This is a genomic window from Kitasatospora sp. NPDC097691 (genome assembly GCF_040302665.1).
Lineage (GTDB): Bacteria > Actinomycetota > Actinomycetes > Streptomycetales > Streptomycetaceae > Kitasatospora.
On record NZ_JBEORY010000019.1, the window covers coordinates 57,529 to 79,682 of the forward strand.

The 22,154-nt window shown below is 73.4% G+C and carries 21 protein-coding genes; 6 read left to right on the forward strand and 15 right to left on the reverse strand.

Annotation, left to right across the window (positions count from 1 at the left end; translation table 11 throughout):
* Positions 1-5: 5 nt before the first annotated feature.
* From ABTY56_RS16085 to ABTY56_RS16110, 6 genes are all read right to left on the reverse strand, one after another.
* Positions 6-665, reverse strand: coding sequence for a cysteine peptidase family C39 domain-containing protein (locus ABTY56_RS16085; RefSeq protein ID WP_350629391.1), 660 nt, complete (start codon positions 663-665; stop codon positions 6-8).
* A 383-nt stretch (positions 666-1,048) separates the two neighbouring features.
* Positions 1,049-1,654, reverse strand: a complete 606-nt coding sequence (locus tag ABTY56_RS16090; protein WP_350629392.1) for a DUF4188 domain-containing protein — start codon at positions 1,652-1,654, stop codon at positions 1,049-1,051.
* A 190-nt stretch (positions 1,655-1,844) separates the two neighbouring features.
* On the reverse strand, positions 1,845-2,459 hold the full coding sequence (locus tag ABTY56_RS16095; RefSeq protein WP_350629393.1) for a TetR/AcrR family transcriptional regulator: 615 nt from the start codon (positions 2,457-2,459) through the stop codon (positions 1,845-1,847).
* Between the two features lie 87 nt (positions 2,460-2,546).
* Positions 2,547-3,533: an aldo/keto reductase gene (locus tag ABTY56_RS16100; RefSeq protein WP_350629394.1), complete on the reverse strand. Its 987-nt coding sequence runs from the start codon at positions 3,531-3,533 to the stop codon at positions 2,547-2,549.
* A gap of 68 nt (positions 3,534-3,601) precedes the next feature.
* Positions 3,602-4,423 (reverse strand): ABC transporter permease, encoded by an 822-nt coding sequence (locus tag ABTY56_RS16105; protein ID WP_350629395.1) that lies wholly within the window; start codon positions 4,421-4,423, stop codon positions 3,602-3,604.
* Positions 4,423-5,508: an ATP-binding cassette domain-containing protein gene (locus ABTY56_RS16110; protein ID WP_350629396.1), complete on the reverse strand. Its 1,086-nt coding sequence runs from the start codon at positions 5,506-5,508 to the stop codon at positions 4,423-4,425. Before ABTY56_RS16110 ends, ABTY56_RS16105 begins: the two co-directional genes overlap by 1 nt.
* Positions 5,509-5,613: 105 nt before the next feature.
* Between ABTY56_RS16110 and ABTY56_RS16115 the strand changes: the two genes are divergently transcribed.
* A complete protein-coding gene (locus tag ABTY56_RS16115; RefSeq protein WP_350629397.1) occupies positions 5,614-6,456 on the forward strand; it encodes a TetR/AcrR family transcriptional regulator in 843 nt (280 codons plus the stop codon).
* A 7-nt stretch (positions 6,457-6,463) separates the two neighbouring features.
* Here ABTY56_RS16115 and ABTY56_RS16120 read toward each other — a convergent pair whose 3' ends face one another.
* The 3 genes from ABTY56_RS16120 to ABTY56_RS16130 form a co-directional block, all read right to left on the reverse strand.
* Positions 6,464-7,846, reverse strand: coding sequence for a pyridoxal-phosphate dependent enzyme (locus ABTY56_RS16120; protein ID WP_350629398.1), 1,383 nt, complete (start codon positions 7,844-7,846; stop codon positions 6,464-6,466).
* A 208-nt stretch (positions 7,847-8,054) separates the two neighbouring features.
* Complete coding sequence (locus tag ABTY56_RS16125; RefSeq protein ID WP_350629399.1) at positions 8,055-8,522, reverse strand: protease inhibitor I42 family protein; 468 nt, start codon at positions 8,520-8,522, stop codon at positions 8,055-8,057.
* A gap of 112 nt (positions 8,523-8,634) precedes the next feature.
* On the reverse strand, positions 8,635-10,212 hold the full coding sequence (locus ABTY56_RS16130) for a C39 family peptidase (RefSeq protein WP_350629400.1): 1,578 nt from the start codon (positions 10,210-10,212) through the stop codon (positions 8,635-8,637).
* Positions 10,213-10,558: 346 nt separating this feature from the next.
* Between ABTY56_RS16130 and ABTY56_RS16135 the strand changes: the two genes are divergently transcribed.
* On the forward strand, positions 10,559-11,701 hold the full coding sequence (locus ABTY56_RS16135) for a serine hydrolase domain-containing protein (protein ID WP_350629401.1): 1,143 nt from the start codon (positions 10,559-10,561) through the stop codon (positions 11,699-11,701).
* Entirely contained in the window at positions 11,689-12,255 is a 567-nt protein-coding gene (locus ABTY56_RS16140) for a hypothetical protein (protein ID WP_350629402.1), read from the forward strand. The genes ABTY56_RS16135 and ABTY56_RS16140 overlap by 13 nt, the downstream gene beginning before the upstream one ends.
* Positions 12,256-12,423: 168 nt before the next feature.
* On the opposite strand, the gene ABTY56_RS16145 is transcribed toward ABTY56_RS16140, so the two are convergent.
* Positions 12,424-13,812, reverse strand: coding sequence for an alpha/beta hydrolase (locus ABTY56_RS16145; protein ID WP_350629403.1), 1,389 nt, complete (start codon positions 13,810-13,812; stop codon positions 12,424-12,426).
* A 337-nt stretch (positions 13,813-14,149) separates the two neighbouring features.
* Positions 14,150-14,959 carry an alpha/beta fold hydrolase gene (locus ABTY56_RS16150; protein WP_350629404.1) on the reverse strand — a complete coding sequence of 270 codons (810 nt, stop codon included), beginning with the start codon at positions 14,957-14,959 and terminating at the stop codon, positions 14,150-14,152.
* A gap of 190 nt (positions 14,960-15,149) precedes the next feature.
* Between ABTY56_RS16150 and ABTY56_RS16155 the strand changes: the two genes are divergently transcribed.
* Positions 15,150-15,677 carry a GNAT family N-acetyltransferase gene (locus tag ABTY56_RS16155; RefSeq protein ID WP_350629405.1) on the forward strand — a complete coding sequence of 176 codons (528 nt, stop codon included), beginning with the start codon at positions 15,150-15,152 and terminating at the stop codon, positions 15,675-15,677.
* 119 nt (positions 15,678-15,796) lie between these two features.
* On the opposite strand, the gene ABTY56_RS16160 is transcribed toward ABTY56_RS16155, so the two are convergent.
* The 3 genes from ABTY56_RS16160 to ABTY56_RS16170 all read right to left on the reverse strand — a co-directional run bounded on the left by ABTY56_RS16160 (position 15,797) and on the right by ABTY56_RS16170 (position 19,667).
* Positions 15,797-17,305, reverse strand: coding sequence for an outer membrane protein assembly factor BamB family protein (locus ABTY56_RS16160; RefSeq protein ID WP_350629406.1), 1,509 nt, complete (start codon positions 17,303-17,305; stop codon positions 15,797-15,799).
* A gap of 201 nt (positions 17,306-17,506) precedes the next feature.
* On the reverse strand, positions 17,507-18,889 hold the full coding sequence (locus ABTY56_RS16165) for a carotenoid oxygenase family protein (protein ID WP_350629407.1): 1,383 nt from the start codon (positions 18,887-18,889) through the stop codon (positions 17,507-17,509).
* Between the two features lie 157 nt (positions 18,890-19,046).
* On the reverse strand, positions 19,047-19,667 hold the full coding sequence (locus tag ABTY56_RS16170) for a WHG domain-containing protein (RefSeq protein WP_350629408.1): 621 nt from the start codon (positions 19,665-19,667) through the stop codon (positions 19,047-19,049).
* 180 nt (positions 19,668-19,847) lie between these two features.
* Between ABTY56_RS16170 and ABTY56_RS16175 the strand changes: the two genes are divergently transcribed.
* Entirely contained in the window at positions 19,848-20,009 is a 162-nt protein-coding gene (locus tag ABTY56_RS16175; protein WP_350629409.1) for a hypothetical protein, read from the forward strand.
* Positions 20,010-20,041: 32 nt separating this feature from the next.
* Positions 20,042-20,731, forward strand: a complete 690-nt coding sequence (locus ABTY56_RS16180; RefSeq protein WP_350629410.1) for an alpha/beta hydrolase — start codon at positions 20,042-20,044, stop codon at positions 20,729-20,731.
* A 461-nt stretch (positions 20,732-21,192) separates the two neighbouring features.
* Here ABTY56_RS16180 and ABTY56_RS16185 read toward each other — a convergent pair whose 3' ends face one another.
* Entirely contained in the window at positions 21,193-22,122 is a 930-nt protein-coding gene (locus ABTY56_RS16185) for a LysR family transcriptional regulator (protein WP_350629411.1), read from the reverse strand.
* Between the last annotated feature and the right edge of the window lie 32 nt (positions 22,123-22,154).

Here is a 22,154-nt window from a genome sequence, read left to right on the forward strand (position 1 = left end):
CGCCGCTACGGCCTGCGGACCTCGGGCGCCCCCAGCACGATCCCCCGCCCGGCGTAGAACGCCCCGAACGACCGCCACGGCACGCGCGCGAAGGCCTGCGACTCCCCCGGGAAACCGGACGGGTTGTGGATCAGCAGCGCCGTGTCCGTGGCGCCCACCGCCAACACCAGGTGCCCGCCGCGCCGCACCGGCTCCGGCCCGCCCGGCTCCCGGATCGACGGGTGCACCGACACCATCACCAGCCGTCCGCCGACCACCTCGGCCGACACCTCCTCGGGCGTCAACTCCCTTGGCTGCGCGGCCAGTCCCCACCGCCGCCGGACGTAGTCGGCGAACGGCGCGTGGACCAGGCCGTGCAGGCTGTCGCCGTCCCGCACGTACGCCCCGGCCGCCACGCACTCGCCGGCCAGCGCCATCGCCGTCGGCGTCACGCCCCACCAGTGCTCCAGCGCCATCCGCAGGCAGGCCACCCCGCACAGCCGCCACGACCACCACGCGTACTCCTCCGGGCCGGCCGCCCCGGACTGTCCCCAGCGCGGGTCCGCGGCCGCGTTCAGCCGCCCGTCGACGATCTCCCGCACGAGCTCGGGCGACTCCCACTGCGCCCGGTACGGCACCTCGTGCACCACCCGCACCGACCGCGCGGTGCTGCCCTGATCCACCATTCCCCGACGCTCTCACGCCGGGCGGCCGGACAACTCACGACACTCCCTGAGTACCCGTACTCAGGCGGCCGACCTGCGACTTTCCCTAACGTGACCACGGCGCGAGCACGCCGCGGACGAGGACAGCCGTCGACGAGGACAGCCGCGGCCGGGAACAACCGTGGACGAGGACAGCCGCGGCCGGGAACAGCCGTCGACGAGGACAACCGTGGACGAGGACAGCCGAGGACGTGGGAGGCAACGGCGATGAAGGTCGCTCTGGGAGTACTGGCCGTACTGGCGGCGGGCGCGCTGATCTTCATCGCGCCGTGGGTCTATCTGGCGGCCACCATGGGGCCCGACTCGCCCGACTCACCCGACTCGCCCGCCACCGCCACCGCCACCTACGCGCCCGTCGCACCGTCCCCGACCGCCGCGTCCCCGACCGCCGCGTCCCCGAGCCGCTTCCCGGCCCCGGCGGAGTCCCCCGCCCCGCCGGTCTCGCTCGACCGGTAGGCCAACCGCTGCGCCGCGTGCCGTCCGCGCTGCTCCACCGGAAGCGCACCGGTGGCGCCGGCCAGGCCGAACGGCGGCATGTCGAAGTAGATCGACTCGTACCCGCCCTCCGGCACGATGTACGTCTCGTGCCAGAGCCCGACGTGCCCGCGCGCCTTGCCCTCGCGCAGCTTGCGGTTGGCGATGCCCCACACGGTGTGGTGGAAGCCGTCAGGCGCGCTCGCGTAGCCGTACAGCTTCTCCTTCGACTCCCAGTACTGGACGACGTAGTAGGTGCGCGGCGAGGCGGTGAGCAGGATGCGGCCGAGGAGCCCGCGCTCGGCGCCGCGCTCGGAACCGCGGCGCAGCTCGTACAGCATCCGGAACATCGCGAACATCACCGGTCCCCAGTGGTGCACGGCCCAGAACCGGTTGATCCGCATCCCGATGAGCAGCACCACGGTGTCGCCGGTGGCGCCGGCCGTGGTGTAGCCCCGCAGCGGCTTGGCGAACATCGAACCGGCCGCTCCTGCCGACCCGGTCCTCCCCGTCTTCCCGGCCTTCCGCGCCGGCCCCGCCTGCTCTGTCTGCCCTGTCGACCCCGTGGACATCCTGGCCTCCCCGCGCCGGACCCGACCCGCATGTAAGCAGTGATTACATCAGCGCGCGATGACCCGGTCAAGGCTCGTCACAGCCACAATTCGACTACTGCGCAGTCTGGTTGGCGATCCCCTGGCCGAAGGTGTCGAGCACCTGCGCGGCCAGCTCCTCCGCCTTCTCCGCCGGCAGGTAGCCGTCCACGATCATCTGCGCCAGCCCGTACACCAGCGCCTGCCCGGCCAGCCCGACCAGCGCCGGATCCCCGGGGCGCAACCGGCCGGCTTCCTGGTCCGCGACGATCGCATCCGTCAACGCCCGGTCGATCCCGTCCAGTTGCTCCCGAAGCTCCGGCTCCCGCGAGGCCGTGAACACCCGCGAGCGGACCAGTTCGAACCGCCGCGGATGCCGCACCGCGTACCGGACGAACCCCAACCCGGTCGCCCGCATCACCGACCGCCCGTCCGGCCCCGCAGCCGCCACCTGCGCCACCTGCCAGCGCACGAAGTCCGCCAGCACCCGGTCCGCCAAAGCGGTCAACAACGCCTGCCGGTCGGCGAAGTGCCGGAACGGCGCGCCCGCCGACACCCCCGCCCGCCGCGCCACCTCCCGCACACTCACCTTCTCCTGCCCCTGCTCGTCCAACACCTCGAACGCCGCCGCCACCAACGCCTCCGGCAACGCCCCGTGGTGGTACGCCCCCCGCTCCCGCATCTCCCTCATGCCTGCCTTGCTACCACAGCCACTCGACACCCCGGCCCGGCCCGGCCCGGCCGGGCGGCACCGGCCGGGCCGGGGTGGGGGCGCGGGTTACCAGGCGTAGTCCTCCGGGGCGGGCTGGTGGCCGGGGAAGAGTTCGTCGAGGCGGTCGAGGGTCTTCCGGTCGAGCTCGAGGTCGAGTGCGGCCAGGGCGCCGTCGAGGTGGGCCGGGGTGCGGGGGCCGATGATGGGGGCGGTGACGGCGGGGCGGGAGAGGAGCCAGGCGAGGGCGAGGTCGGCGGGGTCGGCGCCGAGTTCGTCGGCGAAGTCCTCGTAGGCCTGGATGCGGTCGCGGTGCTTGGTGAGGAGTTCGCTCGCGTAGCCCATGGCGCTGCGGCCGCGGGTGCCCTCGCGCTCCTTGCGCAGGACGCCGCCGAGCAGGCCGCTGCGCAGCGGGGACCACGGGATGAGGCCGAGGCCGTAGTGCCGGAGGGCGGGGATGACCTCCAGCTCGATCGTGCGGTCGAGCAGGTTGTAGAGGGACTGCTCGCTGACCAGGCCGAGGAAGTGGCGGGAGCGGGCGGCCTCCTGGGCCTGGGCGATGTGCCAGCCGGCGAAGTTGCTGGAGCCCACGTAGATGATCTTGCCCTGGGCGACCAGGACCTCCATCGCCTGCCAGATCTCCTCCCAGGGCGTGGCCCGGTCGATGTGGTGCATCTGGTAGAGGTCGATGTGATCGGTCTGCAGCCGACGAAGGCTGGCCTCGACGGCCTTGCGGATGGCGAGCGCGGAGAGCTTGCCCTCGTTGGGCCAGTCGCTCATGTCGGCGTAGGCCTTGGTGGCGAGGACGGTGCGCTCGCGGCGGCCGCCGCCCTGGGCGAACCAGCGGCCGATGATCTCCTCGGTGCGGCCCTTGAGGTTGCCCTCGCTGTCGCGGCCGTAGGCGTTGGCGGTGTCGAAGAAGTTGATGCCGCGGTCGTGGGCGGTGTCCATGAGGAGGTGGGCGTCGGCCTCTTCGGTGTGCGGGCCGAAGTTCATGGTGCCGAGGCAGAGGCGGGAGACGGTCAGGCCGGTGCGGCCGAGGTGGGTGTACTCCATGGCGCCCCACCCAAGACCACACCGGCCCCGCTGTCCAGCACATCTGCCGGGCGTGCCGAAGTCCCCGGTCACCGCCCGTGGGTGGCGAACTTCCTTACGGCGAGCGGCATGCAGAGCGCGAGCAGCACGGCGCTCCAGAGCAGCGTGGCGAGCGTGGCGTGCTGCATCGGCCAGGCGGTTCCGGGTGCGGAGGGGTTGCCGAAGAGCTCCCGACAGGCCTGTACGACGGAGCTGATCGGGTTCCAGTCGGCAACGGCACGCAGCCAGCCGGGCATGCCGAGGGTCGGCACGTAGGCGTTGGTGACCATCGCCACCGGGAAGACCACGACCGAGAGTTGACCGGCGGCCTCCTCCTTGCCGACGGTGAGGCCGAGCAGCGTGCCGACCCACGTCATCACGAACCGGAAGAGCAGCAGCAGCGCGAACGCCCCTGCGGCGTCGGCGAGTCCGTGCCGGGCGCGCCAGCCGGCGGCGAGCCCGACCAACGCCATGAGCGCCAGCACGACCATGCTGACCAGCAGGTCGGCGAGGGTCTGTCCGAGCAGCAGGCCGGTGCGCGAGACGGGCATGGAGCGCAGCCGGTCGGTGACCCCGCGACCGACGTCGCGGGCGGCGCCGACCATGGTGGGCATGATGCCGTTGGTGGCGACCATGGCGAACAGTCCGGGCATCAGGAACTCCCGGTAGTCACCGCCGCCCGGCACCTGCATGGCGCTGCCGAAGACGTATCCGAAGACCACCACCATGATCACCGGGACGCCCAGCGAGGCGGCCAACAGGCCCGGCGAGTGACGGTAGTTGAGCAGGATGCGCAGCATCGACGTCCAGGTGTCGGAGACCAGCCGGCCGGCGGTGGACGGGCGCGGAGCGGGGTACGCGACAGTGGCCATCAGGCAGCCCTCCCGGTCTCGGCGGATCGCCCGGCCGAGGCGGCCTCGGCCCCGACGGGCTGCCCGGCCCCGACGTGCTGCCCGGTCCCGGCGGACTTCCCGGTTCCGGCAGACTTCCCGGTCGCGGCAGGCTGCCCGTCCGACCCGTTCGTCAGCGCCAGGAAGACGTCGTCCAGCGACGGGGCCCGCACCGCGACGTCCTTCGCGACGACCCCCGCCCCGTCCAACTCCCGCACCAGCAGGGGCAGCAGGACGGAGGCACCCGGGGCCGTCAGCACCGTGACGGTCCGCTCGGCCACGTCCACCTGCGCGTCGCCCCCGGTCAGGGCGGACAACACCACCGCGGTATGGGCGAGTTGGAGGGGATCGGCCAGGGTGACGGAGACCTGGCTGCCGATCGCGGCCTTGAGCCGGTCCGGCGGTCCGGTGGCGATCGCGGCGCCGTGGTCGACGACCACGATGTCGTCGGCGAGCCGGTCGGCCTCCTCCAGGTACTGCGTGGTGAGCAGCACCGTGGTGCCTCCGTCGGCCAACTCCTTGACGGTGTCCCAGATCTCCTGGCGGCTGCGCGGGTCGAGCCCGGTGGTCGGCTCGTCCAGGAAGAGCACGGGCGGACTGGTGACGAGACTGGCGATGAGGTCGAGGCGCCGCCGCATGCCGCCGGAGTAGGTGCGCACCAGCCGGTCCGCGGCCTCGTCGAGGCCGTAGCGGGTGAGCAGTTCGTCGGCGCGCGCCCGGGCCCGGCGGGCGCCGAGGCGGTGCAGCCGGCCGAGCAGGTGGAGGTTGTCGCGGCCGGTGATGCCCTCGTCGACGGCGGCGTGCTGCCCGGCGAGGCCGATGGAGCGCCGGACGTCCTCGGCGGCGCGGACGACGTCGTGTCCGGCGACGCGGGCGGTGCCGCGGTCGGGGGCGACCAGGGTGGCGAGGACGCGGACGGCGGTGGTCTTGCCGGCGCCGTTGGGGCCGAGGAGGCCGCACACCGTGCCGGCCGGGACGGCGAGGTCGAGGCCGCGCAGGGCCCGGGTGGCACCGAAGCGTTTCTCCACGCCCGCCATCTCGATGGCGGGCCGGGTGGTGTCGGACATGGCTCTGCCCCTTCTCTAGGTACAGCGTACGTAGAAGCGCGTGCGGACGCCATCGTACTACGTACGGTGTACGTATCTAAGATGGGAGCGCGAGGTGATCTTCCAGTGCCGTCCAGCAAGCCCCCCACCGGCTCCGAGAGCCGCAAGAGCCCCGATGCTCCGCAGCAGCCGGGCAAGCCCACGCCCACCGATGCTCCACAGCAGCCGGGCAAGCCCACGCCCACCGACGCTCCGCCACCGCCGGGCAAGCCCACGCCCCCCGAGGCGCCCGAGCTGATCTGGCTGCGCCCCGAGCGCACCGGTCGCGGCCCGCGCCCGGCGCACAGCCGCGACTCGATCGCCACCGCGGCCATCGGGATCGCCGACGCCGAGGGCCTGGATGCGGTCTCCATGCGCCGGGTCGCGGCGGCGCTCGGCGCCGGCACCATGTCGCTCTACAACTACGTACCGAAGAAGGAGCACCTGCTCGACCTGATGCTCGACGCGGTCACCGGCGAGTACCGGCTGCCGCCCGCGCCGAGCGGCGACGTCCGGGCCGACCTCGCCGACCTCGCCCACCAGCAGCTCGGCATCTCCCGCCGCCACCCCTGGCTGCCCGCACTGCTGCTGGCCCGCCCCAGCCTCGGCCCCAACGCCCTGCGCTACACCGACCACTTCCTGGCCGTCACCGCCCCCACCGGCCTGGGCGGCGGGGCCCGGATGGAGGCGATGGCGCTGTTCAACGGGTTCATCACCCAGTTCGCCCAGTTCGAGCAGACGGCGGCCGCGGGCGCCAAGTGGCAGGCGGAGCTGGTCGGTTACCTCGGCCAGGCGGCAGCGAGCGGCGAATTCCCGCACCTGGCACAGGCGTTCGCCACCGCAGGCCCGCCGGCCGATCCGGACAAGGCCTTCGACCGCACGCTCGACCGGGTGATCTCAGCCATCCTGACGCCCGCGACGGACGACTGACGGCTCGTCAGCTCGAGACGGCCTCCCGCGGGAGCAGCCCGGCCACCCGCCCGTCCACCAGCACCAGGACGGCCGGGTGCCCGCCCGCCAACGCCGACCGCGCCTCGGCCACCGACTGCCCGACGCCCACCGTCGGCAGGGCCGGCCCGAGCAGCGCGCCCAGCGGATCGCCCGGCTCGGCACCGCCGTCCGCGAGCGCCGCCGCCAACACCTCCCGCGACACCGAGCCCACCACCTCCGTCGCGCTCACCCCGAACGGACGCGCCGCCCGGGCCAGCACCGCCGGGGCCACGCCGCCCGGCACGTCCCGCAGCGCCTCCACCGCCCCGCCGACCGTCGCGTCGGCCGGAACCGCCACCAGCGGGCCCGCCGCCGCCAGCGCCTCCCGCAGCGCCGTCTCCCCCGGCTCTTCCAGGAAGCCCCACTCCCGCATCCACGCGTCGCTGTGCACCTTGGACAGGTACGAGCGGCCCGAGTCCGGGAGCAGCACGACCACCAGGTCGTCCGGGCCCAGCCGCCGCGCGACCCGCAGCGCCGCCGCCACCGCAGCGCCGGAGGACGGCCCGGCCAGGATGCCCTCCTCCCGGGCGAGCCGGCGCGCCGTCAGCAGCGACTCGCGGTCCGGGATCCGCTCGAAGGAGTCGACCACCTCCGCGCGGTAGGCCTGCGGCCGGCGGTCCTCGACCGTCCCGGGGTGCAGGAAGTGCCCGATGCTCTCGACGAACCAGGGGCTGCCGTCCCCGCCCCCGTACGAGGAGGACTCCGGGTCCGCGCCGACGACGGTCACCGTGCCGCCGGACACCTGCTTCAGGTACCCGCCGGTGCCGGTGACGGTGCCGCCGGTGCCGACGCCCGCCACGAAGTGGGTCACCCGGCCGCCGGTCTGCTCCCAGATCTCGGGACCGGTCGTCCGGACATGGGCATCGGGATTGGCCTGGTTGTCGTACTGGTTGGCGAGCCAGGCACCGGGGATCTCCTCGGCGAGCCGCTGCACCACGTTGAACAGGTGCCCCGGATCCTCCCGCGGCAGGGCGGTCGGGGCGATCACCACCTCCGCGCCGTACGCCCGCAGGATGTCCGACTTCTCGGACGCCGACCTGTCCGACACCCCGGCGATCACCCGGTACCCGCGCTGCCGACCGACGATGGCCAGGCCGATGCCGGTGTTGCCGGAGGTCGCCTCGACGACCGTCCCGCCGGGCTTCAGCAGGCCGTCCCGCTCGGCGGCCAGGATCATGGACAGGGCGGCGCGGTCCTTGACGCTGCCGCCGATGTTGAGGAACTCGGCCTTGGCGTAGACCGGCGCGGCGAGGTCGGCACCGAGCCGGGCGAGCCGGAACAGCGGCGTCCCGCCGATCGCGTCGAGGACGGATTCGTGCACTGCGGTCATCCTGGGCTCCTTCATCCGGTTCGGCTCGTGCCGTCCGGTGCGGCGTGTGCCGTCCGGTGCGGCGTGTGCCGTCGGTGCGGTTCGTGCCGTCCGGTACGGCGTGTGCGGACCTTCCGACCGAGCCTGCCCACACCCGCGCTCCGCCAGCCGTCCCGACGCGCCCCTCCCCCGCCCGAGCGAAGCAGCCACCTCCCGTGCCCGGGCCGGCTCAGCGGACGTCGACGGTGACCTGTCGCTCGGTCCGGGCGGACGGGTTGGCGAACTTCCCGCCGCCGTGGCTGGGGACCCCGTCGTGCAGCGTGATGGTGGTCCGGCCCGGGCTCTGGGCGCGGAACGTGAAGTAGTAGTGCCCGCCCGAGCCGAGGGATCCGACGAAGACGTGGGCGGCCAGGTCGTCGATGCCGACGTTGTCGACGTACTCGTCCCCGGACGCCCGCACGACCGCCGGGTCGGGGCCCGGGTCGGCCACGGCCCAGGCGTCGCGCGCCCCCTGGTACCCGAACACCTCGATGGAGAAGAGCTCGCCGGGCTTGACGGTGAGCTCGTCCGAGGTCGCGGCGAACACCGTGCCGTGGTCGAGCTTGCCGGTGGTCATCCGGTGGACGACCACGGCGCCCACGGCGATCGCGACGGCCAGCACCGCGGCCAGTGTCAGGAGGATCCGGCGGCGCGTCACGCGGTCGCTCCCCGCCGGGCGCCGAGGCCCGGTACGGTCTCGCCGGCGGTCCGGGCGTCGGACTCGGCCGAGCGGCCGCCACTCAGGAGCTGTGGGGTGGTCAATTCTGGCCTCACTTGGGCATTCGGACGCTTGACACGGCCGGGAACCGGTCGTCGGACGCGCCCTGCATGTGGTTGTCGACGAAGTCGCTCTCGCTGACCCAGACCGTGGCGCCCCACGGATTGTAGAGCTCCAGCAGGTCACCGCGGTGCGCGATGATCACCATCTGGTGGCTGCCGGTCTGGTACCAGTGGCCGCTGTCCACGGAGATCGGCACGGGCTTGCCCTCGTCGACCTTCTGCTCGATCTGGGCCAGCACGTTCTGGCGCTGGTCCCGGCTGTCGAGGTCGACGTTCTTGTAGCCGGCGCCGGTGTGCGTGCCGATCTCGTCGTCGGCGACGTCCTTGGACTCGTAGTCCAGCATGCCGTCCGTCCACTTGTGCCACCAACCGCGCTTGTCGTGGACGCGGTCCGTCTCCGACAGCCAACGGTCGTACGCGGCCTTGCCGTTGTCGTACGCCGGGTCGCCGGGGTGGCCGCCGGTGGTGAGCTGGAAGGCGAACAGCGGGTCGACGATCGCCCGGGCGGTCACCGTCGAGGCGGGCACGCAGGTCCCGCGGTTGCCCTGGTCCCACCTGACGCCCTGGTAGCCCGTCGGCGCCAGATCGGGGGAGGCCGCGTCGAGTTGCACCGGGGAGATCCGCTCGGCCAGCCAGGCGGGGTCGTCGCCGTGTTCGTGGATCAGGTCGCCGAAGGCCTTGATCTCGTCGTAGCCGTGCCCGGCGGCCAGCGCCTTCATCAGGTAGGCGCGCTCCTCGGGGGACTTGCTGCCGGCCAGCAGCCGGTCGAAGCGGGCCCGGTCGGCGTCGCTCATCCCGTCCATGATCTGGGCGGCCCGGGCGACGTTCGCCTCGGTCAGGATGCCGCCGTACTCCTGTCTGCCGTCCACGGCGGCGTCGACGAGCACCAGCTTGTCGGCCGCGCCCAGGCCCTTGTTCTTGAACGTGCCCGCCAGCGCCTTGCCCGCCAGCGCGTTCAGCTCGCGGGCGGCCGCGCGGCCGGCGTTCTCGGCCTTCACCGCCGCGTCGAAGATCGACTTGATGCCGTCCTTCGCCTTCGCGTGCGCGGTGTGCATGGTGTCGTCGTCCCAGTGGACCAGGTCGGGCGCACCGGCGACGGTGATCTCGTGCAGCAGGCTCAGCGCCTCGCTCAACGGCGCGGCGCCCTGCCCGTGCAGGGCCTGCGCCTCGCTCAGGGCGGTGGCCAGCGTCGTGAGGTGCAGTCGGCCCTTGTCCAGTGCGTCCCGGCAGCGCGTCAGGTCGTCGGCGGAGGCCTTGACCACCTCGGCGGCCTTCTCGCCGACCTGCCCGGTCCAGGCGTCCGGCAGGTGCTGGGAGCCGACGCGTCCCACCGTCATCTGGATCCGGTCGATCTGCCCGACCGCCGTGGTGTAGGCGGCGGCGAGTTCGCCGAGCTTGCCGGAGTCCCCCTTGGGGGCCGCGAGCTGCAGGGCGTCGTGGACGGCGTACTTCAGGTCGCCGGCGCCCCACATGCCGTGGGACTCGTCGATCGTCTTCTTCAGCCGCTCCACCTGCTGCCGCTGACTGCCCGGCTTCTCCCCGAGCGGGTGCCCATCGTGGTCGGGCACCGTCACACCCCCCGGTGCTGCTGCGGCGATCCCGTGTCCCCGGGCCTTTCCAGGTGGGCACCGAAGCCCGTTCCGGCGCGGTCGTCGCTCATGGTCCTCCCCCGATGTCTGCCGTTCGGTCCGAAGACCGCCGGACAGCATAGTGCGGGCCCGGAGCACCGGGGGCGGCGGAACACCCGGGGCTCCGGAACACCGGAGCACCGGGCCACCGGGGGCGCAGGGACCTGTCGAGCCGTCACATTCGCCCCACCCGCCCCCAGCCCGGTCAAATCACTCGTCGCGACCGCGCCGACCCCGTACGGTGGACCGGTCGGTGATCTTGACCAGGGAAGGGCAGACACGCACCATGCAGCAGTACCAGGGGTGGGCGGACGAGCACTACGGCGCTGTCGCGGACGCCTTCGCCGCCAACTTCGAGGAGTTCCCCGAACTGGGCGCCGCCGTCACGGTGTACGCCGGTGGCCGCAAGGTGGTCGAGCTGTGGGGCGGCACGGCCGACGAGCGCACCGGCCGCGCCTGGACGCAGGACACCGTGGTGCCGGTCTTCTCGTGCGCCAAGGGCGCGGTGAGCATCTGTGCGCACCTGCTCGCCCAGCAGGGCCGACTCGACCTGGACGCGCCGATCGCCCGCTACTGGCCCGAGTTCGCGCGGCACGGCAAGCAGTCCGTCACCACCCGGATGGTCCTCGGCCACCGTGCCGGCCTCCCGGCGCTGGACGCGGTGCTCTCCTTCGAGGAGATCGCCGCCTGGGAGCCGGTGATCCGGGCCATCGAGGCCCAGGAGCCGCTCTGGGAGCCGGGCACGACCTACGAGTACCACGGCCACGTGCTCGGCTTCGCGGTCGGCGAGGTGATCCGCCGGATCACCGGTCTGACCCCCGGCGCGTTCCTGCGCAAGGAGCTCGCCGAGCCGCTCGGCCTGCCGGTCTGGATCGGCCTGCCGGAGAGCGAACTCCCGCGCCTGGCCCGGCTGGTGGAGGCCGAGGGCCGCCGCCCGATGCCCGGCCCGGAGCACCTGCTCACCCGGATCGTGACGATGAACGGCGCACTGGTCTTCCCCGGCCTGGACGTGCCGCACGGCTGGAACGACCCGGCCCTGCACGCGATCGAGCTGCCCGGAGCGGGCGCCGTCGCCTCCGCCACCGGCCTGGCCGGCCTGTACGCGGCGGCGGTCACCGGTCTGGACGGCGGCGAGCGGCTGCTCTCCCCCGACACGGTCACCGACGCGGTGCGCGAAGTCTCCTCCGGCGCGGGCTTCCTGGGCTTCGACATGGGCGCCCGCTGGGGCTCCGGCGTGCTGCTCGACTCCCCCGCCTTCCGCCGGCTGCTCGGCGGGCGCAGCTTCGGCAACGACGGCGCCGGCGGCCAGTTCGCCTTCGGTGACGACGAGTTCGGCATCGGCTTCGCCTACGTCACCAACCGGATGATCGGCCACGGCGACGCCCGGGCGAACCGGCTGATCGACGCGGTGCGCGGATGCCTGGGATGACGGACTTCCTCACCCTCCTCACCGGCCTGGTCGCCACCGGCGACCTCGGCGGCATGCACTACGGCGCCTCGCTGCCCGAACTCGCCGCCCGCTACGGCGATCCCTGGGACGGCGGCCGACTCCACCGCGACAACCGCTGGCCGCACGGCTTCGGCTGGGGCGACGTAGTGACGGTGTTCTGCCGCTGCCGGCAGCTCCAATCGCTGTCCCTTCCGGTCTGGCACGGCGAGCTGGAAATCCCGCGACCGGGCGGCGAGTCGGTGACGCTCGACACCCGCGTCACCGAGACCGACCTGACGGCCGCGCTGACCGCCGCCGGGTGCACCTGGCAGACGGTGACGTACGAGAACCTCCCGGACCAGCGGAACCTGATGTTCTCCCTGGCCGAGGAGGTCCGGGTCGAGCTGGTCCTGACCAACCGGGAGGCCTACGACGAGCCGCCGCTGGAGGAGTTCGTGCTGCACAAGGCGCTGCTGTGGGGCTACGAACACGTCGACTGCCCCGAGCCGGACCGCACGCTGCCGGACGACGGCTGGGGTGCGGGCGAACGCTGAACCGGGGACGGGCGGTTCGGCCACGCCGGACCGCCCGGGAAGACGTCCGGCCGGCGGCGGCCCGTCCCCACCCCCGTGTGGAACGGACCGCCGCCGGGCCTCCCCGGTCTGCCCGGGCTCTGGTCTCCTCGGGCTCTGGTCTCCTCGGCTACCCCACCCCTACTTCAGCTACTTCAGCAGGAAGTCGTAGACCGCCTGCCGCCCGATCGGGTTCGCCGCCCGGGTCTGCACCGAGTGCGCCGCCCCGGGCACGATCACGATCTGCGGGTCGTGTGCCGACGCGGCCTGCTGGTACAGCCATTCGTTCGGTGTGGACAGGTCGCGGTCGCCGCCGAGCAGCAGCACCGGCACGTCGGGCAGCTTGCGGTGTGCCGACGGCGTCGGCGGAACCTGCTCGCGCGGCCAGTCCAGGCAGACCAGCAGGCTGCCGAGCCCGGTGGCGGTCGCCGCGTCGTACGGCCAGGTCTGCTCCGCGGTCAGCTGCTGCCGGGTGCGCTCCAGCGCCGCCGCGCGCCGCGCGACCGGGGTGTCGGTGGTGCCCCACGGGAAGTGGCTGTCGGCGCAGACGGTGGCGGCATGCAGTCCCTGGCTGAGCAGGTTGGCGGGGGCGGCGTCGCCCTGGTGGACGGTGTCGATGAACGCCTGGAGCTTGGCCGGCTGCCCGGCGGCGGCCTCGTGCAGGGCCTCCGGGACGCCGCCGTAGTTCGGGTCGGTGAACTCGTAGCTGGTGAGGGCGTCCAGGATCTGTGCGCCGTTGCCGTACTGCCGGACGACCTCGGCGAGGTCGCCGGCCGGGTCGGTGGTGCAGCCGGTGGCCCGACAGGCAGCCGTCAGGACGCGGGCGCTCGCGGGCAGCGCGGCCAGGTCGAGCGGGTCGTAACCCTGCTGCGGCACCACCGAGTCGAGCACCAGCCGGGCCACGTGTGCCGGGTGGGCGAGCGCGTACCGCTCCGCCACGAAGGTGCCGTAGGAGACGCCGTCGAGGGTCAGCCGCCGGTCGCCGAGGGCGTGGCGCAGCAGGTCGATGTCGGCGACGGTGTCCGCGGTGCCGTAGAAGCGGGCGTTCGGGCCGAGGGCGGCGGCGCAGTCGGCGATGGACTGCTTGCGCGGCGCGGTGAGGTCGGAGGAGCCCATGTCCTCCTGCAGGCCGGGGCACTGCAGCGCGCCGCCCCCGGTGCCGCGCTGGTCGTACATGACCAGGCGGTAGTCCTTGAGGACGGGTTCCAGCTTGCTCGCGATCCGTTTCATCAGCGGGACACCGGGCTGGCCGGGGCCGCCGGTGAGGAACAGCAGGTCGCCCTTGGGGGCCTCGGTGTTGCCGGCGACCGCCACGGCGAGGTCGAGGCTGCCGGACGTGACGCCGCTGTGGTCGAGCGGGACGGTGAGGGTCCCGCAGGTGAACTCGGGCGCGTCCGGGCAGGGCGCCTGTCTGGAGATCCCGCCGCCGGCGAGGGCCGGTTCGGCGGCTGCCGCGACGGTGGGAGTGGCCAGCGTGGTGCCGGCGACCACCGCGACGGCGCCCAGGAGGGCGGCGACGCGGCCGCGCGTGCTCGTCATGTTCGTCCTTCCGGTCGGCCGCGTCCGTGCTGACGCGGTCACCGAAGTAGCGTGCGCTCCACGGGAGTTCGCTGGCGAGCGTCGGCTCCGTGATTCGTCCAGGGGCGAATCGTTATCACCCGGAAGGCGGACGAAACCACCCCGATCGGCCGCGCCCACGGCGCCTGCGGGAGCGCTGTCGCCGCGCCCGAGGCGCACCGCCGACGAGCCCGGGGAACACGGCCGACGAGCCCCGGGAACGCAGCCGCCGGACGTGAGAGGAACGACTGCCGGAGCCGGGAGACACGACTGCCGGACCCGACGAGCACTCGGCTCCCGGGCACCACCGCGGTTCGCCTCAGATCAGCACGCGCGGGAGGACCACCCGCACCCACTCCTCGGGCTGCGACAGGTGCGGGGCGTGGCCGGCGCCGGTGTACAGGTGCCGCTCCCCCTTCGGCAGGGCGAGGTCGATCAGGTCCAGCACCTCGCCGAACATCGGCGCGCTGTCGTCGCTCTGCGTGAGCAGCGCCGGTTCGGTGTACCGGGCCAGCCCCGTGAGGTCGAGGTCCAGCGCGTCCGGGTCGCGCAACTCGTCGAGGTAGGTGGGCGCGTTGCGGATGTAGGTGTGCCGGATCGGCGCGGGCAGCTGCTCCCATGCGCCCGGCCCGAAGGCGAGGCTGTCCACGTACAGTTCGGCGGCCGCGGCGGACTCGGCCTGCTCCAGCAGCTCCCGGACGGCGGCGATCCGGTCGGCGAAGGCGGTGCCGATCGGGCGGAGGTCCGGGTCGGCGAGCAGGATGCCGGTGCCCGGCGGCTCGTGCACACCGATCCCGCGGAGCAGGTCGGGACGGGCGGAGGCGAGCCGGAGGGTGACCAACGCGCCGTAGGAGTCGCCGTAGACGAAGGCCGGGGCGAGGCCGAGCCCCTGGATCAGCCCGGCCAGGTCGGCCGCGTCCTCGTACACCGAGCCCTGGGTGAGCAGCTCCTCGCTGCGGCTGTGCCCCCGGCGGTCGTAGGCGACGACGGTGGCGGACTCGGCCAGGCCCGGCATCACCCGCGCCCAGGAGTCCCCGTCGCTCCACGAGCCGTGCACCAGGACGACGCCGGGGCCCTCACCGTCGGCCTCGTAGTGCAGCGCCACCCCGTTCACCCTGATCTCGGCCATCACGAGCCTCCCGATCTCTGCGGTGCTCCCACACCAGCCTGACACAACCGCCTGGAAGGCTCAGATCCGCCGGTCGCGGCGGCGCTCCCCCGCCCCGGGGGCGGTCCGGGGCCGAACGCCGGAGCGGTCCCGGACGAAGATCATCCTCGCGCGGGATCCGCCCGGCCCGCGGCCGTGCCAGGCTCGGCGCATGTCCTACGTCGTACGCCGAATAGCCACCGAGGAGTGGCGGGAACTGCGCGAGATCACCCTGGAGGCGCTGCGGGACTCCCCGGACGCCTTCAGCCTCTCCTACGCCGACACCGCCGCCCGCCCCGACGGCTACTGGCAGCAACACGCCGCCGCCGAGGCCACCGCCCGGGAATGTGCCACCTTCACCGTCCGTGACGAGGACGGGAACTGGGTGGGGATGGCCGCCGTCGAGCCCATCCCGCACGTCCCCGACACCGCGCACGTCCATGCCGTCTACGTCACCCCCGGGCACCGCGGTGCGGGCGGCCCCGCCACCGACCTCGTGAACGCGACCGTCCGCTACGCGCAGGACCACATCGACGTCCGGTGGCTGACCCTCGGCGTCAACGAGAGCAACGGCCGCGCACTGGCCTTCTACCTGCGCCTCGGCTTCGAGGACACCGGCAAGGTGATCCCCTACGTCCGGAATCCGGCCGAGAGGGTCTTCATCCTGGGCTACCCGGACTTCCGGAACGGCTCCCGCTGACCAGACAGCCGTCCAAACCGACGGCCGGACGGCCGACCGCACCGCCGGCCACGCCGCCCCGACCGCACTGCCGGCGGCGGGCCCGGTGCGGGGCCCGCCGCCGACGCCCTGAACACCCCTCACTTCATCCCGCGCACCGGCGGCTCGTCCCGTGTCCCGTCCTCCGCGACCACGGTGAACCGCTTGGGCCCCGACACCGACAGGTCCACCGGGTACAGCGACGACGTGCCGTTCACGTCCATCTCGGCGGTCCGCCGACCGGTCACGGTGTCCACCCGGGTGATCCGGTCGCGCGTCATCGCCCACACCGACGTCCCGTCCACCACCAGGCCCGTGACCTGGTCGTCCAGCCCCGCCGTCCACCGCTGCCCACCGTCCGCGAGCGAGTACGCCACCAGCCGGCCGGTCGCGCTGCGGACCGGATTCCTGCCGCTGCCGATGGTGACGTCGCCGGGCCTCTCCCCCGGCACGACGAACAGGTCCCCGACGACCACCCCGCCGAACAGCGGCCGGGCGTCGAACTCGTCGAAGGCGTGCAGCCCACCCAGCATCACGTCCAGGTCGTACTCGTTCCCGGACACCGGGATCGACGCCCGCGGCCGCCCCGCCCGGTCGTAGCTGAGCACCGCGTGCGTCTCCCGCTCGCCCTGGGCGTCGACCCACACGGCCAGCGGATCGACCGACAGCACCGCGAGGTTCTTCAGCCCGCCCGCCGCGGGCAGCACGATCCGTGCCTGCTCCCGCCCGTCCGCGGCGGCCAGCGACCGCAGCACGGGCGCCGCCCCGCCGCACTGCGCGACCGTCACCACGTCCGCGGCCCCGCCGGCGACGTGCAGCGGGGCGCAGCCGGCGTCGGCCGTTCCGCGCCACACCGCCGCACCGTCCGTCAGCCGAACGGCCCGCCAGCCGTCCTTCTCCTGCAGGACGGCCTGCTGTCCTGCGACGGCGACCACATCCGGCGTCGCCGAGTCCCCGTCCCGAGCCGGCGCGTCGACGGCAGTGGTCCAGCCCTCCCTGCCGTCGGAGAGGTCCAGCGCGGTCACCGCCGTGCACGGCTTGTCGTGCGGCGAGTGACCGATCAGCCCGACGGAGCCCTGCCCGGCGGCGCCGGTCCCGACACCGCGGCTCATCGCGCACACCGAGTCCTCCCCCGGCGGCGTCCAGTGCCACACGACGGCCCCGGTGGCGCTGCGGTACGCGACCACCTGGTCGGGGCGGACCCGCACCACCAGGTCCCCGGCCGCCCAGCTGCCCAACGCACGGGTCGTGGAGGGCCGGTCCGGCGGGGCCTTCCAGGCGTCGTCGACGCCTTCACCGGCGAAGCCGACGAAGATCCCGAGCCCCAGCAGCATCCCGACGGCGATCGCCGGGAACCCGTGCCGGGGGTGGATCAGCGCCCAGACGAGACCCCCGCCGCAGGGCATCAGCCCGAGGATGCTGATGATGCCCAGGTATCCGAGGCTGTCACCGCCGAACCCGTTCGCCGGCCCGAGCAGCGTGGCCAGCCCGATGGTCGCGAACAGGGCTCCCAGCACCCCGCCGGAGACCACCATCCAGGTCTCCCCGTCCCAGGCGAACCTGGCACCCCACCCCGCCCGGACAACGCTGTCCTCGGGCCCAACGGCCATGCCGCTCTCTCCCCTGCGACGCGCCGCCCACCGCATCAGGGCGACGATCATCGGATCGTCGCAGAGCCCCCCGCGATCCGAAACAAAGAGCAGGGAAAGCCCCGGCCATCACCTGCACATGAGAGGCACGGACTACGGCGATACCCGGGAGCATCCCCAAGAGGAACAATCTTGGCCCTCAGATCTCGGTCCGACGCCACCTCACGCCCAGCCCGGCACACCCGCTTCCCCGCCCGGCACCCAGTTCCCGTGCAGCCCCAGCGGCACCCGCACCGGCAGGTGCACCCGGGCGACGGGCTCGCCGGTGAAGTCCTGGGCGGCGAGGACCACCAGGTCCGTCGCGCCCCGCACCGGGTCGAAGACGTACGCCATCACGTACCCGTCGTCCTCCGCCGTCGGCGACTCGGCCGCGACGAACACCCCCTCCCCCACCGCACCGTCGCGCCCGAACTCGTGGGCCTCCACCGTTCCCCGGCGCAGGTCGTGCTTGAGCAGGGCGTTGCTGAAACCCTCGTCCGGTCGGTCGTCCTCGGGCCCGGTCGGCGGCGCGTACAACTCGACGGCGGCCGCGTAGCCGTAGCGGTTAGGGCGGCCGGAGAAAAGGGGGTTGAGGCGCGGGAACTCCTGGACCCGGTCGTCCAGCCGCTCCTCCTTCACCGTCCCGGCCGCCAGGTCGACCGTCCAGCGGTCGAGCGTGGGCCGGCTCGCGCCGAGGTTGCGCAGGTCGATGCCCGGCGGGTGCCGGACGACGTCGACCACCAGCGAATCCACCGCCCGCTCGTACGCGTTGAGCGTGTGCCCCACCAGATGCGGGGCGAGCTCGAACCACCGCACCTCGCCACCCTCGCGCGGCATCACGCCGACCCGGGCGGCGCGCCGCTCGTCCCAGGTGAAGGGCACGCCGGTCGCCAGGTGCGCCGCACTGAACACCACCGGCGTGTCGTACAGCACCACGAACCGCTCGGTGAGCGCGAAGTCGTGCATGTACGGGTTCCCGGGCACCGGGATCGTGGTGGTGCTCCGGACGGCACCCACCGCGTCCATCACGATGTGCTGCACCAGGTCCGAGCCGTAGCGGAAGGCGAGCGAGTGCAGCTCCCCCGTGTGCCGGTCGAACAGCGAATGCGCGTTGGCGCTGTACCCCTCCGGCGTGGCACCCAGGTCGCACGGGCCCACCGTGTCCAGCTCGTAGGTGAGTTCGTACGGGCGGATGCCGCCCTCGGTGAGCGCGTAGGTGCGCCCGGCGAGGCCCGCGACCTGCACGTTCGGGGAGATGTCCAGCCGCTCGTCGACGGGTGTGCCGCGCCGGGGCTCGCCGAGCAGGTCGGACACGGCGCCGGAACGGACCCACCGGTTGCGGTACCACTCGGCGCGCCCGCCCCGGATCCGGACGCCGTGCACCATGCCCGCGCCCAGGGTCCACTGGTGCGCGGCGGGGTCCTCGATGCCCAGCGGATTGGGGCCGTTGCGCAGGTAGCGGCCGTCGAGGTGTTCCGGGATCCGCCCGGTGACGGGCAGGTCGTAGGCGGTGACCTCCTCGGTCACGGGGGCGAAGTTCCCTAACAGGTAGCGGTTGCGACTCATCGTGTCGTCCTCTCGCGGGCCGGCGCGCCGGTCGGCGACCGGCCGGCCGCCGGTTGGTCGGATGTCGGTTGATCGGATGTCGGTTGGTCGGATGCCCGGGTGACGGGAGCCCGGTCGGTCGACCGGCGGTCAGTCGGTCGGCGTCAGTCGGTCGGCGTCAGTCGGTTGCCGGTGCTCCGGCGCCGAACGCCCGACCCAGGGCCGCCATCAGCGCCTCGTAGAGCGGCCCGGCGTCGGCCGGGGCGAAGTGGCCGGCGAGTTCCAGACTCACCGCACCGTGTGTGGCCGCCCAGAAGATCTTGGAGACCTCCTGCGCGTCGCCGGGCCGGAAGACCCCGTCCGCCATGCACGCCTCGACGGCGGTCACCGAGGCGCCGAACGCACCCTCGGCCACGGCCAAGGCCTCATCACTGGGCCGGAATTCCGGCACCGGCTGCTCGAACATCACCCGGTAGTAGGCGGGTTCGGTGATCGCCCGTTCCCGGTAGGCCCGACCGAGCGCGGTCAGGTACGTCAACGGGTCGTCTCCGCGCGGCACTTGCTCCTGGGCTCGACGCAGCCGCGCGAAGCCCTCGCGGTACAGCGCGTCGAGCAGCCCCTCCTTCCCGCCGAACATGGTGTACAGCACCTTGGTCGAGGAGCCGATCTCGGCGGCGATCCGGCGCACGGTCAGCGCGACGGAGCCTTCGGCGACGAGGAGGGTGATGGCGCAGTCGAGGATCACGGCACGCACGGCGTCCTGGCCGGCCCGCTGCGCGTCCTGGTAGGGCGTGCTCATGGGTAACAACGTAACCCATGAGAAACAGTGTTACCACCCCTTCGCGCCACTCCCGCCGGCCTCGCCACCGCCAGGCTGTCGCGCTCGACGCTTGAGGGGAGTCACCGATGAGCAACCCTGCCCACCACGGACTCGACCAACGCCGCCAACGTCCGGATCGACCACTCCGGCGACGACACCGTGATCGGACTCGCCGGCTCCGGCGACGTCGTGGAGGTCGTGGACACCTGGACCTCGCCGCTCGGCGCCCGCTGGGCCAAGGTCCTGGTGGCGCGCACCAGGGTCTCCGGCCGGGTCCTGTGGTCCCTGCTCGCGCACCGGGACCCGGCACCGGAACCGTAGAATCCGTCTGTACACACCAGGGAGGATTCCGCGTGTTCCTAGCGCACCGTCCGCGCACCCCGGAGCTGACCCCGCGGCAGGGGGACGGGCCGGTCAACGGCGTCGCGCTGCTGCTGCCCGGAGGGTTCCTCCGAAGCCGCCGCGGGCCGTCGAAGGTCGCCGAGCTGGGCCTGCGGGAGCTCGCCACCGAGCTCACCGACCGCGGCCGGCCGCACGGCCTCGCCGTCCACCTACTGCGCTACCGCTACAGCGGCTGGAACGGCGACGACGCCGACACCGCCGTCGACGCCCGCTGGGCGCTCGACGAACTCGCCCGACGGTACGAGGGCGCGCCGGTGGTCCTGATCGGCAACTCGCTCGGTGGGCGCGCCGCCTTCTGGTCCGCCGGGCACCCCTCCGTCGCCGGCGTCGCGGGGATCGCGCCCTGGCTCCCCAGTGGCGACCCGGTCGACCAGCTGGCCGGGCGGCGGGTGCTGATCGTCCACGGCACCGGCGACCACAGCGCGGCCAACGCGACCCAGTCCCTGGAGTACGCGCTGCGCGCCCGACAGGTCGTCCCGGACCTCGCCCGCTACGAGATCCCGGGCGGCAACCACCTCCTCCTCCGCGAGACCGGCGACATCAGCGCCCTCACCACCGCCTTCGCCCTCGCCGCCCTGAACGCCGAACCCGCGGCGCTCATCACCGGAGCGGTCTGCACCCGGCTCCCGGCCCGGGCGTAGCGGCCCGCACTCCAGCCCTGCCGATCGGCAGGGGAGGCCCGGCCACATTCCCCCGGGATTCCTGCCGATCGACACATGCGCGATCGGCGTCGGAGCGATCAGTCTTGGAGTCACCGAACGGCGGCCACCCGGGCCGCCGGAGGAGGGAGTCTCCGCCGTGGCCCACACCCGAGCCCTTCAGGGGCGACTGATCGAACGTCCGCTTCGCATTCTCCAAAGGGGGTCACTCCACCCCGCCGCCGTCCCGCCCTCCCGGGAGTCCGCACGGCCGTCACCAAGCCGGGCGCTCGCGCGCTCGTCCTCTCCGGCCTGCTCCCCGCTGCAACACTGGCGCCCGCCCGCATCGCCGCGCCCGCACCGGCCACCAAGCCCTATCCGATCGCCGGGCTCTATCCCATCGGGCCCTGAACACCGCGGTCGGCCGGCCGCCCAGCCCCCTCATCCACCGCTCCCTCCCCCGATCACCGTTGCGCCGCGTCGCTCCCCGCCCTCGCCACCGGCAGCACGGGCGGGTTGACGCGGGCCTGTTCGGCCAGGAGGTCAGCGAAGGCCACGGTGAGCGGGTCGGGGCGGGTGCGGGTGTAGGCGGTGAGGGTGCGTCGGATCGGCGGGTCCGGGCGGAGCACGGCGCCGTCGAAGTGCGGTGGGACGATGTTGGCGGGCACCAGGGCGGGGCCGAGTCCGGCGGCTGCCAACAGCGGTGCGGCGGAGGTCTGTTCGGCGCGGACGGCCGCTCGGGGGTGGAAGCCGGCCTGGGCGGCGACGCGGTCGAGCAGGTCCGCGAGGCCGTTGTCGGGGGCGTAGTGGACCCAGGCGCGGTCGGCGAGTTCGGCCGGCGCGATCGTGCCGCCGGGGCGGTCGGCCAGCGGGTCGTCGGCGGGCAGGACGATCACGAACTCCTCGACGCCGAGCTCGCGGATCGGGCCTTCCCAGCCGACCGGGGCGGGGCCGACGGCGACGTCGGCGCAGCCGGCGGCCATCGCGGCCTGGAGCCGGTCGGCGTGCGGGTACTCACGCAGCCGGATCTGCACGCCAGGGTGGAGTCGGCGCCAGGCGCGCAGGACGGGCGGCAGGATGCCGAGGCTGACCGAGTAGACCGCCGCGACCTCCAGTTCGCCCTGCTCCAGTCCGGCGGTGCGCCGGGCCACCGCACGCAGGCGTTCGGCTTCGGCGAGCGCGGCCCGGGCGTGCGGCAACACGGCCCGCCCCATCGGGGTGAGCCGTACCGAGCGCGGCAGGCGTTCGAGCAGCGGACCGCCGACGGCACTCTCCAGGGCCCGCATCTGGTGGGAGAGCGCGGGCTGGGTGACGTGCAACTGCTCGGCCGCACGCGTGAAGGAGCCGGTGTCGACCACCGTGACGAGGTATTCGAGCTGCCGGAGCGTTGCCATGAGCAGATTTTATCGCTGACCTAGAAAACAAG

What these genes read in the sequence shown, in the direction of transcription:
- ABTY56_RS16085 (WP_350629391.1), bottom strand. Translation starts at nt 665, where the DNA reads ATGGTGGATCAGGGCAGCACCGCGCGGTCGGTGCGGGTGGTGCACGAG.
- ABTY56_RS16090 (WP_350629392.1), bottom strand. Translation starts at nt 1,654, where the DNA reads ATGTTCGCCAAGCCGCTGCGGGGCTACACCACGGCCGGCGCCACCGGC.
- ABTY56_RS16095 (WP_350629393.1), bottom strand. Translation starts at nt 2,459, where the DNA reads ATGAGGGAGATGCGGGAGCGGGGGGCGTACCACCACGGGGCGTTGCCG.
- ABTY56_RS16100 (WP_350629394.1), bottom strand. Translation starts at nt 3,533, where the DNA reads ATGGAGTACACCCACCTCGGCCGCACCGGCCTGACCGTCTCCCGCCTC.
- ABTY56_RS16105 (WP_350629395.1), bottom strand. Translation starts at nt 4,423, where the DNA reads ATGGCCACTGTCGCGTACCCCGCTCCGCGCCCGTCCACCGCCGGCCGG.
- ABTY56_RS16110 (WP_350629396.1), bottom strand. Translation starts at nt 5,508, where the DNA reads ATGTCCGACACCACCCGGCCCGCCATCGAGATGGCGGGCGTGGAGAAA.
- ABTY56_RS16120 (WP_350629398.1), bottom strand. Translation starts at nt 7,846, where the DNA reads ATGACCGCAGTGCACGAATCCGTCCTCGACGCGATCGGCGGGACGCCG.
- ABTY56_RS16135 (WP_350629401.1), top strand. Translation starts at nt 10,559, where the DNA reads ATGCAGCAGTACCAGGGGTGGGCGGACGAGCACTACGGCGCTGTCGCG.
- ABTY56_RS16140 (WP_350629402.1), top strand. Translation starts at nt 11,689, where the DNA reads ATGCCTGGGATGACGGACTTCCTCACCCTCCTCACCGGCCTGGTCGCC.
- ABTY56_RS16145 (WP_350629403.1), bottom strand. Translation starts at nt 13,812, where the DNA reads ATGACGAGCACGCGCGGCCGCGTCGCCGCCCTCCTGGGCGCCGTCGCG.
- ABTY56_RS16150 (WP_350629404.1), bottom strand. Translation starts at nt 14,959, where the DNA reads ATGGCCGAGATCAGGGTGAACGGGGTGGCGCTGCACTACGAGGCCGAC.
- ABTY56_RS16155 (WP_350629405.1), top strand. Translation starts at nt 15,150, where the DNA reads ATGTCCTACGTCGTACGCCGAATAGCCACCGAGGAGTGGCGGGAACTG.
- ABTY56_RS16160 (WP_350629406.1), bottom strand. Translation starts at nt 17,305, where the DNA reads ATGGCCGTTGGGCCCGAGGACAGCGTTGTCCGGGCGGGGTGGGGTGCC.
- ABTY56_RS16165 (WP_350629407.1), bottom strand. Translation starts at nt 18,889, where the DNA reads ATGAGTCGCAACCGCTACCTGTTAGGGAACTTCGCCCCCGTGACCGAG.
- ABTY56_RS16170 (WP_350629408.1), bottom strand. Translation starts at nt 19,667, where the DNA reads ATGAGCACGCCCTACCAGGACGCGCAGCGGGCCGGCCAGGACGCCGTG.
- ABTY56_RS16185 (WP_350629411.1), bottom strand. Translation starts at nt 22,122, where the DNA reads ATGGCAACGCTCCGGCAGCTCGAATACCTCGTCACGGTGGTCGACACC.